Here is a 16,021-nt window from a genome sequence, read left to right as displayed (position 1 = left end):
GAACCGAGATGACCCGCACAAGACTCGAAAGCACCCGGATCGGCGATTCGCCGCTCCAGCGGTCCTACCGCTGTTGCCGACAGCTCAACGCACGCCACGGGAAAACGTTCTTCTTGGCGACCCGGCTGCTCGCACCTGATCAGCGTCCAGCGGTACACGCCTTGTACGGATTCGCGCGCCGAGCCGACGACATCCTCGACGAGTTCGACCCGCACCGCGAACCCGCGGAAAGAGCCCGGCAACTGGATGCTCTCGCCACGCGTTTCCGTGATCGCGACGCCACCACCGACGTCGTTCTACCCGCGATTCTCGACACCGCCGACCGCTATGGCATACCGGCAGCCCTGTTCGATGCTTTCCTCGCATCGATGCGGATGGACCTGACCGTGACCGACTACCCGGACCGCGCCGCGCTCGACACCTACGTCTACGGTTCGGCCGAAGTGATCGGATTGCAGTTGCTCCCGGTACTGGGGACCGTCTGCGCCGCCGATGCCGCACCTTACGCCGCCGCACTCGGTAGGGCGTTCCAGCTGACCAACTTCCTGCGCGACGTCGGCGAAGACCTGCTGCGCGATCGGGTATACCTACCCGCCGACGAACTGGCCGCGTTCGGAGTCGACCGGGATCTGCTGCGCTGGTGCCTGGCGCGTCGGCGGACCGAGCCCCGGGTCCGCAAGGCCCTCGCGGCCCAGCACGCGCTCACCCGCGACGTCTACCGCTTCGCCCACGACGGAATCGCCCTGCTGCACCGCCGATCGCGACCCTGCGTCGCGACGGCGGCGACACTGTACGCGGAAATCCTCGACCGCATCGAGGACAGCGATTTCGCCGTGTTCGACTATCGCGCCACCGTGCCGAACCGGCGTCGAGTCCAGGTGGGTGCGGCCGGAGTCGTCAAGGCATGGTGGGCACGCCGAGGTTCCATTACAGGCCAGTGATTCCAGGGGCCGCCGACGTCATCCGGCTTCCCCTGACGGGCGAATCGGTTATGGCGGGCGCGACAGGTCGTCATCAGTATCCTGATGGCGTGATAACGCTTAGAAAAGAAGACGGTGCCGCGGACCTGGCGGGGATCATGAAGTTGAGTGTGGGCGTGAGCTGGGATCCGTCCTCCGGCACGAGCGGTGGCGCACTCGGCTGGGCGCGCCGCAAACGCGGTGTGGATCTCGATCTGGTCGCCGTGCTCATGCAGGGCAGCGAGCCGGTGCGCTTCGCGGGACTCGATTCCCTGGACCCGTTCGGCAACGGATCGGTCGCGCACACCGGTGACGAGCAGACCGGCGCCGCCTCCGGGGACGACGAGACCATCCACGTCACCTTCGCCGACGTCCCCTCCGCGATCGACGCCATCGTCTTCGTGGCCGCCGCGTTCAAGAAGGGCAGCTCGTTCGAGAAGGCGAACAACATCTCCTTCAAGATCTACGATGCCACCGGCGGAAACAGCCAGCAGGTCGCCGACATCTGGCCCTCCCTGCTCGGCACCGACAACGCCAATGCGGTAGCCCGCGCCTTCCGTAACGGCGATCAGTGGCAGCTCGAGGTCCTCAACCGCCAAGGCAAGGTCAAGCAAGGCGACATGCAGGCGCTGTTGCGCTTCGCCATGCAGTAGGCAGTCGGCAGTAGCGAGGGGAACCATCGACGTCCTCGAATCGCCCTGAAACGCGGATTTCAACACCGCGGGACAGGACGCGGTTACCCTGGGCGGATGCGATCCCGGTTCCGTAGGTACGTCCTCGCCGCGCTCGCCGCCGCGGCATCCACGCTGTTGCTTTCCACGCACTCTCCCGCCACCCCGCCGGTACGGCCGGTCGCCGGCCTACCGTCGCTGGGCGGCGAATTCCTCTGGGGCGTCTCCACTTCCGGATTCCAGTCCGAAGGCCATGCGCCCGACAGCAATTGGACGCGGTACATCGCCGCGAATCCCGGTTACGACGAACTTCGCGATTCGGTCGACTTCTACGACCGGTATGCCTCGGACATCCAGCTCGCGGCCGACCTCGGCGTGCGGGTGTTCCGGATCGGAATCGAATGGGCGCGAGTGCAACCCGCGCCGGGCGTGTGGGACGAGTCCGCGTTTCGTTTCTACGACGCGGTCATCGCCGCCGTCGAGCGGGCCGGGATGCGTCCGATGATCACCCTGGATCACTGGGTGTACCCCGGCTGGGCCGTCGACCGCGGGGGCTGGCGCAGTCCGCGGATGGTCGCGGACTGGCTGACCAACATGCGCACCGTCGTCGACCGCTACTCGTCTCGTAACCCGTTGTGGGTCACCGTGAACGAGCCCGTCGCCTACATCATGCACGAGGTCCGCAGGGGCGCCGCGGACGCAGGAGAGATGCTGGACCGGGTCGCGCAGGCGCACAACGCCATCTACGACTACATCCACCAGCAGCAGCCGGGTGCGCAGGTGACCAGCAATGTCGGTTATGTCGCCGGCTCGGAGGCGCAGGTCAACGGTGGTTTGGTGGACCGCATCGCCGACCGGCTCGACTACGTCGGCGTCGATTACTACTTCGCCTACGATCCGGCGCAGTCGCTGATCGAGTCCATCGCGAGGGCCAGCGGCTCGGCGATGCCGAACCTGCCGGGACCGCAGATCTGGGAGCTGCCGTTGCGCACCGAGGGCATCTACTATGCGCTGCAATTCTATTCGCGCCGGTTCCCAGGCAAGCCGCTCTACGTCGTCGAGAACGGCATGCCCACCGAGAACGGTCGTCCTCGCGCCGACGGTTACACCCGCAGTGATCACCTGCGCGACACCGTCTACTGGATTCAGCGCGCCAAGGCCGACGGCATGAACGTCATGGGCTACAACTATTGGAGCCTGACCGACAACTACGAATGGGGCAGCTACACCCCACGATTCGGCCTCTACACCGTGGACGTGCGCACCGACCCCACCCTCACCCGCCGCCCCACCGATGCCGTCGGCACCTACACGCAGCTCGTCGCCGCGGGCGGAGTTCCCGATCATTACCGGCCCACCCGGGGTCCGGCCCTCTGCTTCTTCGTCGATCCACCGGACAGCTGCCTTACCCCGGTAGCGGAGCGGTAGACCGGCCGGACGTGGCTAAGGCGTGCGCCATTTCTCGTCGGTGAGCAGGGTGCTGGCCTGCGGACCCATCAAGAGCATGCCACCGTCCACGACGTACGACGCGCCGGTGACATAGCTCGCCTCCGGTGCGGCGAGGAACGCCACTACGGCGGCGACCTCCTTGGCATGGCCGGTTCGGCCCAGCGGTACGCCCGGTCGGTGTTGCTCACGTGGATCGACGTCCTCCTGGCCCGTCATCGGTGTCGAAATCTCGCCGGGCGCCACCGAGTTGACGGTGATGTCGTGTTCGGCGAGTTCCAGTGCCAGCACCTTCGTCAGTGCTCCCAGGCCCGCTTTGGCCGCACAGTACGGTGCGGCGCCGACGCGGGGCGCGTGTTCGTGCACGCTGGTGATGTTGATGATCCGGCCGCCGTCGCCCGCGGCGATCATGTGCTCGGCGGCGCGCCGCGCGCAGACGAACGCGCCGTCGAGGTCGACCGACAGCACCTGCCGCCAGGTGTCGAAGTCCATTTCCATGACCTTCTGCGCCGACCCGGTACCGGCGCAGTTCACCAGCACATCCAGGCCACCGAGTTCACCGGCGAGGTCGTCGATCACCGACGCGGCGGCCGGTGGATCCGTCAAGTCGAGATGGCGCACGGCAGCGGTCCGCCCCTGTTCGCGCACTTGCGCGGCGGTGTCCTCCGCACCCGGCCGGTCGCGGCGGAACGTCAGCCCGACATCGATCCCGCCCGCCGCGAGTGCGACCGCGATCGCCGCACCGATCCCGGAGTCTCCCCCGGTCACCACGGCTCGCCGCGGAGCGCCTTCCCGTTCTTCTGGTAGTGGAGCTGTAGTAGCCATGTTCCGCGACTACCCGGCCGGGCGCGGACAACACTCTCCGCTCCCGGCCACCATTCCGTGCGGTTTCGCTTCAGCGCATTCCCGAACCGGTTGTCATTGTTTCCCACCGATGGGGTAATCGCGCGGTGGGAATGGAGGTGGCGCATGCCGGATATCCTGGCCTGCCTGCGTGGGCCGCTCACGGGCCGCGACGTGTTCGACCCGCGGCGAATCGAGGTGGCCGACTTGCTCGATCGAGCTCGGAACTCCGCGCCTCCCCCGCTTGCGCGGATCGCCCGCCCCACCCCCGTGCGGCGCGGCGCATGAGGGTGGTCGTCACCGGCGCGAGCGGCAACGTGGGCACGGCGTTGTTGCGGGTGTTGCGTGCGGACGGCTGCGAGATCGTGGGGATCGCTCGCCGCGCACCGGATCCGGCGTGCGAACCCTATTCGGCGGCCCGGTGGGTGTCCTGCGATATCGGGGCCGCCGGCTCCGTCGAGACCTTGCGCGCGGCCTGTGCGGGCGCCGACGCACTGGTCCACCTGGCATGGGCGATTCATCCGCGTCGCGGCGACCCTCCGATGCGCAGAACCAACGAGACCGGCACGGAGAACGTACTGCGAGCAGCAGCCGAGACCGCGGTGCCCCACTTCGTCGCCGCTTCCTCGTGCGCCGCCTACACCCCGGCCGACCGATGGCGCCGCGTTTCCGAAGAATGGCAACGGTCCGGGGTGCCCGGTAGTGCCTATAGCGCGTCCAAGGCGCGGTTGGAGAGGCGTCTGGACCGCTTCGAGGCGAGCAACCCGGAGATCCGGACAGCGCGTATTCGTCCGTGTGGAATCGCGCAGGCCGAGTCCGCCGCCGAACTGGCGGATTGGATCCTGCCGCCGTGGCTGCCGAGGTGGCTGCTCGGCAGGCGCCTGTTGCCCGTTCCACTGTGGCGTGACTTCCGGCTACAGCTCGTGCACAGCTCGGACGTGGCCGCGGCGATCGGGCGCATTGTGCGCCATCGTGCGGCGGGAGCGTTCAACCTCGCCGCCGAACCGACTCTGCACGCCGACGCGCTCGCGACCACGTTCGGAGGTTTCCGCCTGCCGACGCCACGGGCAGCGCTCCATGCCGCCGCCTGGCCGGGATGGTGGACCGGACTCCAGCCGTTGCACCCGGGATGGCTCGCCCTCGCCGACCGCGCGTGCCTGCTCGACTCCTCCAAGGCGCGAGGTGAACTCGGGTGGTCTCCCCGCTTCGGCGCGCATGAGGTCTGCGCGGAACTGGTATCGGCCATGCGTGCCGGGCGGATCGGTCACAGCTCGCCGCTGGCGCCTGCCCGGCAGATCAGGGTCGGACGTCCGTCTCATCAGAGTCAGCGTCCACGCGGCGAGCACGAGCGTGACCGCTGGTGATCGAAAGGCCGGAGTTGTACCCGTCGCCGCACTTCGTGTCGTTGCGAAAGAGGGGTTGGTGAAACCCGTATCGTCGCCATCGAACAAGTAACGCATCTCTGCTCGTCCTGCGCTGCGTGAGCACTGAAGCCGCGCTGGAGGCTAGAACAGCCGACCATACTGGTAAGGAGAGCGATGTTCACCCACAACAAGGATCTCCAGTTCGAGGTTCGCGTGGACCGTCCCGACCCCCGCTTCGCGACCCTGTTGCAAGAACAGTTCGGTGGCGCCAACGGTGAATTGAAAGCCGCCATGCAATATTTCAGCCAGGCGTTTCTGTTGCGTAAGAAGCATCCGAAAACCTACGACCTGTTCATGGACATCGCCACCGAGGAATTCAGTCACCTCGAGATCGTCGGCGCCATGATCACGATGTTGCTCGACGGGCTCAACGACGATCTGAAACAAGCCAACGAGCGGTGCGACTGGATGCCGGTCGTGTCGACGTCCGGCGGACGGGACCAGGTCATCCACCAGGTCGCGGTGAATCCGCTGTACTTCGTGTTGAGCGGCGGCGGACCCGCGGTGAAAGACGCGGCGGGCGTGCCGTGGTCGGGCTCGTTCGTCGACTCCAACGGTGAGCCGTCGGTCGACCTGCGCAGCAATCTCGCCGCAGAGTCCCGCGCCAAGATCGTCTACGAGTACCTCAAGCAGTTCACCGACGATCCCGGCGTGCAGGACACGCTTTCGTTCTTGATGACCCGCGAAATCGCGCACTTCCAGCAGTTCACCGCGGCGCTGAACGAATTGCCGATCAATTTCCCACCCGGAGCGCTGCCCGGCGACGACCGGTTCCAGAACGTCGCGTTCAACATGTCCAACGGCGCGGCGAGCGCCCGTGGTCCCTGGAACGAAGGGCAGGGACCGTGGCCTGCGGGCACGGAATGGCGCTATATCGACAATCCGGTCACCGAATGGCTCGACACCGACGACCGGGTGAATCACGGCGCCGAGACCAACCCCGACGGCGAGCCCGCGGTCCACGGCACCAAACCGTTCACTCACGAACTGCATATGCCGGACTGACCTTGCGCCTTCGCCGCAGTTCGGATGTGGCGGCTCAGGCGCTCTCGCGGCGCGCGGCGCATCGAAGCCGCGCGCCGCGCGCATGATCCGGAATCAGTGCCGCGGCTTGCTGATCGCGTCTTTGGCGCGATCCATCATCGCGGCGAACGGTCCCACCAAAACGTTCGCGGTCGCGGACTCCACTCCCGGATGCGGCCGGGTCGGGGCCATCGTCTCGGCGAGTTCCACCGTCCTGCGCATCCGTTGCAAGGTATCGGCGTCGAGTTCCTCGCGCAGCTGCGTGAATTCCTCTCGTTCTTCGTGGTCGGCATGCGCCAGCACGGCTTCGCGCAACGCGGCCAGTTTCACCTGGAATTCCATCGAGCTGATGTCGAGTTCCTCCATCGCCGCGAGCTGCTTTTTGGCCTTGTTCTCTTCCTCCAGCCGCGCATCGACGACGGAAGCTCCGTCACCGATTTCACGACGGGCACGCGGGTGGATGATCTCCTCTTCGGCTGTTTCGTGCACGGCGAGCAGACGCCGCAGTTCGAAGAACTTGCTCTCGCGCTCCACCGGATCGGTGGTGTCGGCGGTCTCGACGAACAGTTGCCGGATCCGGCCGTGCTGGTGGACGAGGAAATCGATCGCGTCGGTGGTCGAATCGATCGTGGTTGCCATAGTTGATCTCCCTCGGGCTGTCGGGACGGGCTGACAAACTACGTCCGTCGCGGCGGTACCCGGCAGCGGTCACGCGAAACCGCGCGGATGACCCGCTAGTTGCGGCCGCTACCGGCGATAGGGGCTGGATATACCGAAGTCGGCACGCGATGCCGCCACGGGCGGTGGATCTCCGAACCCGGCAGGGAAGCCAATTCCGGTATCCAGCGCCGCACGTAGTTCCCCTCGGGGTCGTAGCGTTCCGCAGCGCCGGCGGCGCCCGGGTCGAGACGTCCGACGGAGAACGGAATGCGCAGGCTTCCCGCCACCTGCTGCCAGGTGAAGCGGCCGCTCGCGGCGTCGGCGTCGAGCAGCCACCGCCGGAAGTGTTCGGCGCCGACCCGCCAGTCCACCCGCAACGTCGTAGTGAGGAAATCGGCGGCGATCACCCGCGCTCGTTCCGGCATCCATCCCTGCGCGGCCAGTTGCCGCATCCCGGCGTCGACGATCGGGTATCCGGTACGGCCGTCACGCCAGGCACGGACCACGACCGGATCATGGGGGTGCCGCTGGCGGAGGCGATCACCGTACCGGGCGATGTCGGCGCGGGCGGCGAGGAACTGGAGATGGAAGTCGCGCCGAGCGAGAAGGCGGAGGAAGGCGCGTCCGTCCGTCGTCGCCATGTCGGTGCGATGCGCCATCTCGGCCGCGGAAAGACAGCCGAAATGCAGGTACGGCGACAGCCGGGAATACCCCTCCCTGGTGAGATCGCCTCTTGGCCTGCCGCGTGACGGGTTCCGGTCGTCGGTGCAGCCCCGCCACAGCGCACGCCCTGTGATCTCCCCGCCGACGGACAGCTCCGGTGAAACAGCGGCATCGCCGAGTTCGTCGAATCTGGGAACGGGATCACTGTCGAGGCGAGGGACGATCAACTCCGACGGCTTGACCAGGGGACGCCGCTTGGGAGCTTCCAGCCATCGGCGGAAGTAAGCCGGGAAGTCGGGAACCTGGTCGCTCGCTCCGTGCGGGGCGCAGTCGGACGGATCGACGGCGGTGATGGTGGCGGGATGGGTATGCAGCAGGCAACTGCGACGCGCCAGCCGTTCCCGCAGCGCCCGTGTCCGGCAGCGGCTGTACCAGGTGGCGTCCTCGGCGACGTGGACGCTGTCGGCGTGTACCTGCGCCGCCACCTGATCCACGGCATCCACGTAATCGCCGTGTCGGATCACCAACTGTCCACCGGCGCAGCGCAGTTCGGCATCGAGCTCGGCCAGCGCGGCGGAGAGGAACCGAAGCTGATTGCCGGCGGGGCGGGCGCTGCCGACGATACGGTCGTCGACGACGAAGAGAGGAACCACCGCCGCCCCCTCGCGCACGGCGGCCAACAGGACGGGATTGTCGTGGACACGCAGGTCACGGGTGAAAAGTGCGATTGTTATGGCCATCCGGTGGTCATTTTCGACGACAGGCACCCGTCGAGCGGATCGACGACGGCGGAATCGGGCATTCGGTTTGCGGTGGCCGCGCCGAGGCGGGCGATATCGGAGTAATGATGTTTACGCCAATGCTGCGGGACCGCGGCTGCCATGTCAAGTCGGAAACACGCGCAGCGCCCTCGGTCAGCGTTCGCGGAACAGATCGATGAGCCAGGGTTCCAAGTCGGCGCTGAGCGCGGTCAGGTCCGGCTCTTCCGATTCGTCGAGCGCGTCGGCGGTGAGTTGACGTACGGCGTAGACGACGCCCATGTAAGCCGTGACGGACAGGGGTGGTTGCCGATCGCTGCTCGCGCCTTGCACCAAACCCCGGATATGTTCGGCGAACCGGCGTAGCGACTGCCTTCTCCGGCGGCGGACGGCGGGCCCGAGCGCATCGATCTCGACCTGGTAAGCGCGAGCGACGACCACGTCGTCCTGCAAGGTGCCCAGGTACCGGCTGAGGGCCGCACCGACGACGGACCTGCGGTCTCTGCCTTTGATCTCCGCCGTGATGAGCTGGGTCAGCAGCACTTGGATGAAGCGGTCGTAGCCTGCGAAGACGCATTCGTCCTTGTTGGCGAAGGCGTCGTAGAAAGCCGCCAACGAGACTCCGGCCCGCTTCGCGATGTCGGTGGGGCCGAATCCGGAGTAACCGCGGGCGGCCAGCAGTTCGGTCGCCGCGGCCAGCAGCCGTTCTCGCTGCGCGGCCAGCACCTGCTCCCGCGCCAGCTTGTGCCGACCACGCGGCAACGCCTCCGGAAGTGTGAAGAACACTCCGTTTCGCACCGGCGTGATCGGTGCGTCGGCGGGAGCGGCGGACACCCTTGCAGACTACCGAGCGGGCGAGTCACCACCACGAGCCGCCCGGACGACCGGCTCGGCCATCGCACAAGCGCGCGCACGGCCTCGTGCGTGCGGTCGCGGTCGGCGGTAATCCGAGTTCGGGTATGGGTGCGGCGTCAGTGGGTAGCCGCATCACATGACAGACAGACCCCTCGCACTCGTCACCGGAGCTTCCAGCGGTATCGGCTTCGAGCTGGCTCGGCAATTCGTCGAGCACGGCTACGACGTCGTGATCGCCGCCGAAGACGACACCATCAAGACCGCCGCCGCGTCATTGCTCGACCCGAGCTTCGAGGTGCGCCCGGTGCAGGTCGACCTGCGGACGGCGGGCGGCGTCGAACAGCTCTACCGGGCCGCCACCGAATACGGGCGGCACCCCAGCGCTGTCGCCTTGAACGCGGGCGTCGGCCGCGGCGGCACGTTCCTGGAGACCGATTTCGACGACGAACTGTCCATCATCGATCTCAACATCCGCTCGACCGTGCACCTGGCCAAACTCGTCCTGCCCGGCATGGTCGAGCGCAACGACGGCAAACTGCTCTTCACCTCCTCCATCGCCGCCACGATGCCCGGCGCCGGCCAAGCGGTGTACAACGCGTCGAAATCCTTCATCCAGTCGTTCGCCGAAGCCCTGCGCGAAGAACTGCGGGACACCGATGTCACCGTGACCGCCCTGCTGCCCGGCCCCACCGACACCGACTTCTTCCGCCGCGCCGGGATGCTGGGCACCCGCGTCGGCCGCATGACGAAGGACGATCCCGCCGAGGTGGCCCGCCAGGGCGTCGAGTCCCTGCTGAGCGGCCGGCAACAAGTCTTCGCCGCCTCGCTGCTGTCCAAGGCTTTCGGCCTGGCCAATCACGTCCTGCCCGACGCCGTCAAGGCCAGAGCCCACCGGATCCTCTCGACACCTGCCCGAACCGGCTCTCATTAGCCCCTGGTCGCGAGCGTCGACGACGTCGCGCAGAGGTCAGAGAAAGGCAGATCATCCCGTGAAGCGAATCCCTACCGCGGCGGGGACGGAGGCGCAGCAATCACCGCAGGCACTGGGGCGGTACCGACCGGCGGTGGAAGCCGCTCGGCACGCCCTGGTCACCGATGGCGTTCACCTGATGCCCGCCGCACTCACGACATCAGCTCTCGGTCTGGAGACAGCGGACTGGGATCGCTTCCGTCGACATTGGGAAGATCTGAGCACAGACGTCTACGCCGGCGCCCACGGAACATGCAGGCTGCGCCGTTACGGGCAGTTCTCGCTCACCGGCTCGAGCGAGCGGATCGGGCGGTTGCCGCAGGATTCGTTCGTGCAGCCGGAGAACAGCAATCCGCTCTACATCGGCGTGGATCGCACTTTCGAGCCCCTGACCGAATCCTTCGTGGCCGACCCCGTGTTCCTGGCGGTGCTGCGACTGCTCGCGCGGATGGCGACGGCATTGGACGCCCCGGCGCGATGGAGCGCGAAGGTACATCCCTTCCGTGTGATCGCATCGGCGGACGCGAACGGTCTGCCCACACCGGAAGGCCGCCACCGCGACGGCGTCACACTCGTCTCTTCGCTTCTGGTCGGCAGGCAGAACGCTGCCGGTGGCGCGAGTTCGGTATTCGATTCGAACGGAAGACGGCTGCTGCGAAGCACACTCGGCAGGCCGGGAGCGCTGCTGCTCGGCGACGACCGCCGCACCCTGCACAGTGTCTCGCCGGTACGTCCGGTCGACCGAAACCGCCCCGCCTATCGCGATGTTCTGGTGGTGACGTTCGCTCCGGGCTGAAGCGTCCGGCTCGATCCGGAGCGTCAGGGACGGAAACAGTTGGTGCGCAGGGCGCTTCGGACGCGAGCCGTCGACCGTGGCGTGGCCCGGTGCTGGAACCGGGCCACGCACAACGGTCAGCCGAGCGGCAACTCCAGGCAGGAGGCCGCGCCGGCCGGTGAACTGATGGTGATCCGGGAGTCGATCGAATTGGCATGGGAATAGAGGAAGTCCATGCCGTCGATGACCAGCATCAATCGGTGGCCGTCCGGCACGTCGTAGGCGGCTGCCTGCAAGTCCCAAGCGACGGTGGCGGGCATGCCCGACTCGACTGTTTTCGGCTCGTGGGTGATGATTCTCGCCGAATCGTCCTCGTCGACATCGAGCAGGTAGGCCACCACCGTCGCGGCCTCGTCGGTACTGTCGATGGTCACCTGCAACCGCGGGATCCCGCGAATCTCCCGGGCTATCCCGCCGCGCGCCGCCAGCAGCGGCCCCGTCGACCACACCAGGGCATGGCTGCGATCGATCTCGTTGGTCCGGTAGATCTTGGGATTGCCCGCCCACTCTTCCTGGCCGGTGGCCATGAGCTTGTCCATCGCGAGGACCTGTGGCTCCTTGCCCACGGTGAAGCTGCGCTGCCAACCGGCCGTTCCCTCGGGCGTCAGTGCGCCGTCGCCGCCTTCACGCTCATCGGTCAGGATCAGCGTTTCGGTGTCGGTGGTGACGTCTGCCCACGAAGCCTTCTCCTCCCGCCGCGCCGGTTCGATGATCACGTTCTGGCCGTTCCCGGATGGGGTGGTCACGTAGGTGAACATGACCTGGTTGCTGATCTCCGGCCACGTGTCGACGCCGTTGTCCTCGCGTTTCAAGTAGTGATCGAGCCAGGCATACGCCTCGCGCAGCGGCTCGTTCGGTCCCGCTCCCGGCATGGGTGGAGCGATCAGCCCGGGGCCTTCCGGCGCCGCGTGATCGCCGATCCACATGTTCAGTCGCTTGGGCCGCGGCAGCTTCTCGAAGGTTTCCAGCACCTGGTTGACGGGGAAGAGCCCTTCGTGCCAGGTATTGGAGAAGAAGGTCGGGATCTCGCGGGAGCCGACATAGCTTTCCGGCGCGCGGTCGGTGCCCCAGTCGACGACCGGATCCATATCCGTGCCCTCCGCGAACTTCGCGAGGATCTCGAGCGTTTCCTCGTCGAACTTGTCCGCGGGGTCGCCGCCGGTCAGGGCGATCAGCGCGTCCACCGCCCGCAGGTGGCGAGTGTGGTTGTCATACAGGCTGGTAGCGAGGTTTCCCCATGTGCTGAGTGCCACGACGACATCCACCCGGTCGTCGTGCGCGGCCACGAGCTGACTGATGCCCGAGCCGTAGGACTCGCCCATGAACGCGACGCCGCTGGGCGAGAGCTCGTCTATCGCGTATTCGAGCACCGCGGAGCCGTCCTCCCGATCCTTGGGACCAGCCACGTCGACGGTCCCTTCCGATGTGCCGAACCACGGCAGGTTGGTACCCGGCAGCGCGGTCCAGCCGATGCCGCGTGGCGTGTAGGCCAGCACGTGGTAGCCCTTCACCGCGAGCGTGAGGTAAGCGTATTCGAACAACGGCCAACCCACGGGTGTCCATCCGGCGGGAAAGACCACCAGCGGGCAAGATCGGGTGCTGGTCTGCCGCAGCATGTGCGCCGACAGCCCGATCCCGCCCGGCGCCTCGATGCGCGGGAACGTCGGGACGGCGACGTTCAGCGCCCGGCTCACCAAGTCGGCCACATCATCGGGCACGAGCCCGTCGCCGCTACGCTTGCGCAGCGCAGCCACCAGGTTCGACGCGAACTGCACTGCTTCCGGGCGGACCTGCCCCCGCGCGTCCCAAGCCCCCTCGACCGCGATTCGAGCGAGCTGTTCGGACGTGGTCCCGACGATCGGATCTCCCTGTGACATCGGCGTCATCGATCCTTCCTGCCAGTTTCTGCGGAACTGCGGACCGCAGCAGCTTGACATGACAGGCGATAGGCTGTCCTAGATTTCGATGATGTGTTCTCCGTTCGCAACAGGCCCTGACCAGCGGAAACGCGGGGGCGGAGGCCCACATTGACGGCGTTCGCGGCCGTAACGTCATCGCGAGCGGCGTTCGAGGAAGCTCGAACGCCGACTCGTGCCGGTCTCCCGACGCGGCAACCGGCACCCTACGGAGACTCGGCGTCGATCCGGCCTCCGATCGCGGTCCGGAAGAAGACCTCGGCCCCCGGCACGGGTTGCCGCGTCGGGCCGCACTCACCCCCGTTCGTCACCGAGCTTGACCGGCAGGGACAGCGGGCCGATGGTGAAGAAGGACGGCGAATACGGGATGTTCTCCGGATCGATGGCGAGTTCGAGGTTCGGCAGCCGTCGATAGAGCGAGGCGAGCGCGAGCCGTCCCTCCAAGCGGGCCAGCCCCGCGCCGATGCAGTACCGCGGTCCATGGCCGAACCCGAGATGTCCGCCGTGCTGCTTGCGGGTGATGTCGAACTCGTTCGCCGTCTCGCCGTACTGGGCCGGGTCGATCCCGCATGCCTGGTAGGCCACGCCGACCGCCTTACCCTTGGGAATGGTCACGCCCGCCACGGTGACTTCCGTCAGCGTGAACCGCCAACTCGTCATCATCACCGAATGGCGGTAGCGCACAGTCTCTTCCACCACATCGGCCCAGCGGTCCTCGGCCTTCGCCAGCGCGAGCTGATCGGGATGCCGCGACAGCGCCAGAATGGCGTATCCGAGCATGTGCACCGTGGTCTCGTGGCCGGCCACCAACATGATCCACAGGACGGCGACCAGCTCTTCGGCCGTGAGCTTGTCCCCCTCGTCGCGGGCTTGCACCAGGCCCGTGGTCAGGTCGTCCCCGGGCTCCCGCTGCTTGCGGTCCGCCAGTTCGTACAGGTACAGCATGAGGGCGTTCTGCGTCGCGAACGCCTCCTCGGGCGGAGTGGTGTGCGCCAGAAGGGTCGCGGTCCAGCGCCGCAGCCGATCCCGCTCCGGTTCCGGCACTCCGAACAGTTCACAGATCACCGCCATCGGCAGGGCTTCGGTGAAGGTGGGCACCAGGTCGACACCGTCGCCTGCCGCCACCACCTCGTCCAGCAATCGGTCGATGATCTGTTGGACGCGCGGCTCCAGAGCCTGCACCCGGCCCGGGGTGAACGCCTTGCTGATCAGGCCGCGAAGCCGACGATGGTCGTCGCCGTCCTTGGTGGACAGGTGATCGCCCTGCACGATGGCACGCAAGGGCCAGTCCTCGGGAATCGAACCGTCGTACAGGGCGGGCCAGTGCTTCGGATCGCGGGCGAAGGTCTTGTTGTCCCCGGCGAGGATCTCGCGCACCGCGTCGTGGGTGAGCGCCAGGTAGGCGGGCACGCCACCGGGGAACTCCACCTCGACCACCGGCGCGATCTCCCGGAGCCGGATACAGGTGTCCAGCAGATCCTCGTTCGCCGCGGGGAATGCGGGCAGGCTGGTTGTCATCGGTTTCCCTTCTGCGCGTGAGCCCTTCAGCCGTCGTAGCGACGGTCGTGCACGAGTATCACGGCGAGTCCGCCCGACGAACCGGTCAACGGACGGATCCTGCCTCCAACCGGAAGCCGAACGTCGCAAAACGAAATTTCGGGCACTGCCGGACCGCCCGCGGCAGCGGTCGGGTGGCGGCGTTCCGGCGGTCCGGGCGGACAATCAGCACGCCGGTCGACTGTTGGCGAAGGCGAGTTCGTGATCCGAGTCGCCGGGAAGGCACTTGCCGGGGCCGGGTCGAAGGTGGGGCGTCGGGGGGCGGGCGAGGTCGGCGTGGCGAAGTCGGCGTTTCGCGAGGACACTGAGGACGTAACGCCCACCTCGTCCCCAGGAGCACATGCGATGGCAACCAACGGGCCTTTCGGCATCGATCCGGAAGATTTCGAACGCGCCCTGCGTGGGGCGGGCACCGAGCTCCGCGACCTGCTCGGAAAAGCCGGCGTATATCTGGATCGCGTAGATCAAGCGAGCCTCGGTTCACTGGCGTCGCTGTTCGGTCAGTTCGTTCAACCGGAACGGCCACGTCCACCGGAAGCCGAGGGCGAGACCACCGGGGAGACCGGCAGCGGGGTGTGGGCGATCTACAGCATCGATGACCTCGGCGAGGCCCGGGTCGACCAGGTCTTCCCCAGCGAACTCGAAGCCTTGCGCGCGCATCGCGACAACACCGATGCGCGCCGTCGGGTGCGGTTCCTGCCCTATGGGGTTCCGGCGAGCGTGCTGGACGCGCCCTGACGGCGCTGACGCTCCCACGAGTAGCAGCCGGAGACAGAGCTGCCGTATCGGTACCGCGACGAACTGCCCGAACGAGGCGCTAGACGCTCGCCGACGGCTTCATCTGGGCGACGATCGCGGCTCCCATCCACCGGCGTAGGTATCGTCGCAGGTCGTCCTCGCCGCGTGGCGGGTTGCCCGGAGAGATGAAGAAGGACTGCATCGTCCGGAGCACGTATTCGACGAGTTCGTGCAGCGACTCGTCGTCGTATCCGTAACGCTCCCAATCGACGTCGAAGCGCTTGATCATCGTCATCCCGAACGCTCGCGCTTCTTCGGAGGTGAGGCTTTCGGGGTGAACGTTCGAGTACGTGCTCGACAGCAAGATGCCGAGGTGGGGCGTTCGCCGTACCTCGGCCAGCGTGTAGACGACTGCCTCGGTCATCGCTTCCACGGCGTCTTCGATACCGCTGACCTGCTGCGTCAGCCGATCGAGGAAACCGTCGACCGACGCGATCGCCGCGGCCGTCATCAGCGCGTCCGCACTCGGGAAGTATCGGTAGACCGTCTGACGGATGACACCGAGCGACTCCGCGACGTCGGCGATGCTGATCTCCGCACCCGTGCGCCCGATCAGATCGACTGCGGCGGCGACGATTCGGCGAGAAGCTTCCTCGTCGTCTTTCGGCGGACTCCCGCCCCACCCGCGCCTTCGTGCCACTGC

Annotated in this window: 16 protein-coding genes; 9 read left to right on the top strand and 7 right to left on the bottom strand. The window is 67.0% G+C overall.

Going from position 1 to position 16,021, the window contains the following annotated elements:
* The first annotated feature begins 8 nt into the window (after positions 1–8).
* From K8O92_23290 to K8O92_23280, 3 genes are all read left to right on the top strand, one after another.
* Positions 9–941, top strand: a complete 933-nt coding sequence (locus tag K8O92_23290; GenBank protein ID UAK30795.1) for a phytoene/squalene synthase family protein — start codon at positions 9–11, stop codon at positions 939–941.
* Positions 942–1,030: 89 nt separating this feature from the next.
* A complete protein-coding gene (locus K8O92_23285) occupies positions 1,031–1,612 on the top strand; it encodes a TerD family protein (protein ID UAK30794.1) in 582 nt (193 codons plus the stop codon).
* 96 nt (positions 1,613–1,708) lie between these two features.
* Positions 1,709–3,058, top strand: a complete 1,350-nt coding sequence (locus K8O92_23280) for a family 1 glycosylhydrolase (GenBank protein UAK30793.1) — start codon at positions 1,709–1,711, stop codon at positions 3,056–3,058.
* A 15-nt stretch (positions 3,059–3,073) separates the two neighbouring features.
* On the opposite strand, the gene K8O92_23275 is transcribed toward K8O92_23280, so the two are convergent.
* Positions 3,074–3,901, bottom strand: coding sequence for an SDR family oxidoreductase (locus K8O92_23275; protein UAK30792.1), 828 nt, complete (start codon positions 3,899–3,901; stop codon positions 3,074–3,076).
* A gap of 144 nt (positions 3,902–4,045) precedes the next feature.
* Here K8O92_23275 and K8O92_23270 point away from each other — a divergent pair, with 144 nt between their 5' ends.
* From K8O92_23270 to K8O92_23260, 3 genes are all read left to right on the top strand, one after another.
* Positions 4,046–4,207 carry a hypothetical protein gene (locus K8O92_23270; GenBank protein ID UAK30791.1) on the top strand — a complete coding sequence of 54 codons (162 nt, stop codon included), beginning with the start codon at positions 4,046–4,048 and terminating at the stop codon, positions 4,205–4,207.
* A complete protein-coding gene (locus K8O92_23265) occupies positions 4,204–5,283 on the top strand; it encodes an NAD-dependent epimerase/dehydratase family protein (protein UAK30790.1) in 1,080 nt (359 codons plus the stop codon). The genes K8O92_23270 and K8O92_23265 overlap by 4 nt, the downstream gene beginning before the upstream one ends.
* Positions 5,284–5,457: 174 nt before the next feature.
* The gene (locus tag K8O92_23260) at positions 5,458–6,348 is read left to right on the top strand and encodes a manganese catalase family protein (protein UAK30789.1); all 891 of its coding nucleotides are present in this window, start codon (positions 5,458–5,460) and stop codon (positions 6,346–6,348) included.
* Between the two features lie 93 nt (positions 6,349–6,441).
* Here K8O92_23260 and K8O92_23255 read toward each other — a convergent pair whose 3' ends face one another.
* The 3 genes from K8O92_23255 to K8O92_23245 form a co-directional block, all read right to left on the bottom strand.
* Positions 6,442–7,005, bottom strand: a complete 564-nt coding sequence (locus K8O92_23255) for a hemerythrin domain-containing protein (GenBank protein ID UAK30788.1) — start codon at positions 7,003–7,005, stop codon at positions 6,442–6,444.
* A 95-nt stretch (positions 7,006–7,100) separates the two neighbouring features.
* Positions 7,101–8,429, bottom strand: a complete 1,329-nt coding sequence (locus K8O92_23250) for a deoxyribodipyrimidine photo-lyase (protein ID UAK30787.1) — start codon at positions 8,427–8,429, stop codon at positions 7,101–7,103.
* A 174-nt stretch (positions 8,430–8,603) separates the two neighbouring features.
* Complete coding sequence (locus K8O92_23245) at positions 8,604–9,281, bottom strand: TetR/AcrR family transcriptional regulator (protein UAK30786.1); 678 nt, start codon at positions 9,279–9,281, stop codon at positions 8,604–8,606.
* A gap of 157 nt (positions 9,282–9,438) precedes the next feature.
* Between K8O92_23245 and K8O92_23240 the strand changes: the two genes are divergently transcribed.
* Both K8O92_23240 and K8O92_23235 read left to right on the top strand, forming a co-directional pair.
* Complete coding sequence (locus K8O92_23240; protein UAK30785.1) at positions 9,439–10,233, top strand: SDR family NAD(P)-dependent oxidoreductase; 795 nt, start codon at positions 9,439–9,441, stop codon at positions 10,231–10,233.
* A 178-nt stretch (positions 10,234–10,411) separates the two neighbouring features.
* Positions 10,412–11,068, top strand: a complete 657-nt coding sequence (locus K8O92_23235; GenBank protein UAK35895.1) for a 2OG-Fe dioxygenase family protein — start codon at positions 10,412–10,414, stop codon at positions 11,066–11,068.
* Positions 11,069–11,184: 116 nt separating this feature from the next.
* On the opposite strand, the gene K8O92_23230 is transcribed toward K8O92_23235, so the two are convergent.
* Positions 11,185–12,984, bottom strand: a complete 1,800-nt coding sequence (locus tag K8O92_23230) for a hypothetical protein (GenBank protein UAK30784.1) — start codon at positions 12,982–12,984, stop codon at positions 11,185–11,187.
* A gap of 333 nt (positions 12,985–13,317) precedes the next feature.
* Entirely contained in the window at positions 13,318–14,541 is a 1,224-nt protein-coding gene (locus K8O92_23225; protein UAK30783.1) for a cytochrome P450, read from the bottom strand.
* Between the two features lie 384 nt (positions 14,542–14,925).
* Between K8O92_23225 and K8O92_23220 the strand changes: the two genes are divergently transcribed.
* A complete protein-coding gene (locus K8O92_23220; GenBank protein ID UAK30782.1) occupies positions 14,926–15,318 on the top strand; it encodes a hypothetical protein in 393 nt (130 codons plus the stop codon).
* Positions 15,319–15,397: 79 nt separating this feature from the next.
* Here the strand turns inward: K8O92_23220 and K8O92_23215 are convergent, their stop codons facing one another.
* Positions 15,398–16,018 (bottom strand): TetR/AcrR family transcriptional regulator, encoded by a 621-nt coding sequence (locus K8O92_23215; protein ID UAK30781.1) that lies wholly within the window; start codon positions 16,016–16,018, stop codon positions 15,398–15,400.
* Between the last annotated feature and the right edge of the window lie 3 nt (positions 16,019–16,021).

The sequence above is a fragment of the Nocardia asteroides genome, assembly GCA_019930625.1.
GTDB classification, from domain to species: Bacteria; Actinomycetota; Actinomycetes; order Mycobacteriales; family Mycobacteriaceae; genus Nocardia; species Nocardia sputi.
The sequence above is the reverse complement of the archived record's forward strand: the minus strand, read 5'-3'. Positions and strand labels throughout refer to the sequence as shown.

Bases quoted from the DNA above. Each gene is read 5' to 3' on its own strand.
- K8O92_23290 (UAK30795.1), top strand. From the start codon at position 9: ATGACCCGCACAAGACTCGAAAGCACCCGGATCGGCGATTCGCCGCTC.
- K8O92_23280 (UAK30793.1), top strand. From the start codon at position 1,709: ATGCGATCCCGGTTCCGTAGGTACGTCCTCGCCGCGCTCGCCGCCGCG.
- K8O92_23275 (UAK30792.1), bottom strand. From the start codon at position 3,901: ATGGCTACTACAGCTCCACTACCAGAAGAACGGGAAGGCGCTCCGCGG.
- K8O92_23270 (UAK30791.1), top strand. From the start codon at position 4,046: ATGCCGGATATCCTGGCCTGCCTGCGTGGGCCGCTCACGGGCCGCGAC.
- K8O92_23265 (UAK30790.1), top strand. From the start codon at position 4,204: ATGAGGGTGGTCGTCACCGGCGCGAGCGGCAACGTGGGCACGGCGTTG.
- K8O92_23260 (UAK30789.1), top strand. From the start codon at position 5,458: ATGTTCACCCACAACAAGGATCTCCAGTTCGAGGTTCGCGTGGACCGT.
- K8O92_23255 (UAK30788.1), bottom strand. From the start codon at position 7,005: ATGGCAACCACGATCGATTCGACCACCGACGCGATCGATTTCCTCGTC.
- K8O92_23250 (UAK30787.1), bottom strand. From the start codon at position 8,429: ATGGCCATAACAATCGCACTTTTCACCCGTGACCTGCGTGTCCACGAC.
- K8O92_23240 (UAK30785.1), top strand. From the start codon at position 9,439: ATGACAGACAGACCCCTCGCACTCGTCACCGGAGCTTCCAGCGGTATC.
- K8O92_23235 (UAK35895.1), top strand. From the start codon at position 10,412: ATGCCCGCCGCACTCACGACATCAGCTCTCGGTCTGGAGACAGCGGAC.
- K8O92_23230 (UAK30784.1), bottom strand. From the start codon at position 12,984: ATGTCACAGGGAGATCCGATCGTCGGGACCACGTCCGAACAGCTCGCT.
- K8O92_23225 (UAK30783.1), bottom strand. From the start codon at position 14,541: ATGACAACCAGCCTGCCCGCATTCCCCGCGGCGAACGAGGATCTGCTG.
- K8O92_23220 (UAK30782.1), top strand. From the start codon at position 14,926: ATGGCAACCAACGGGCCTTTCGGCATCGATCCGGAAGATTTCGAACGC.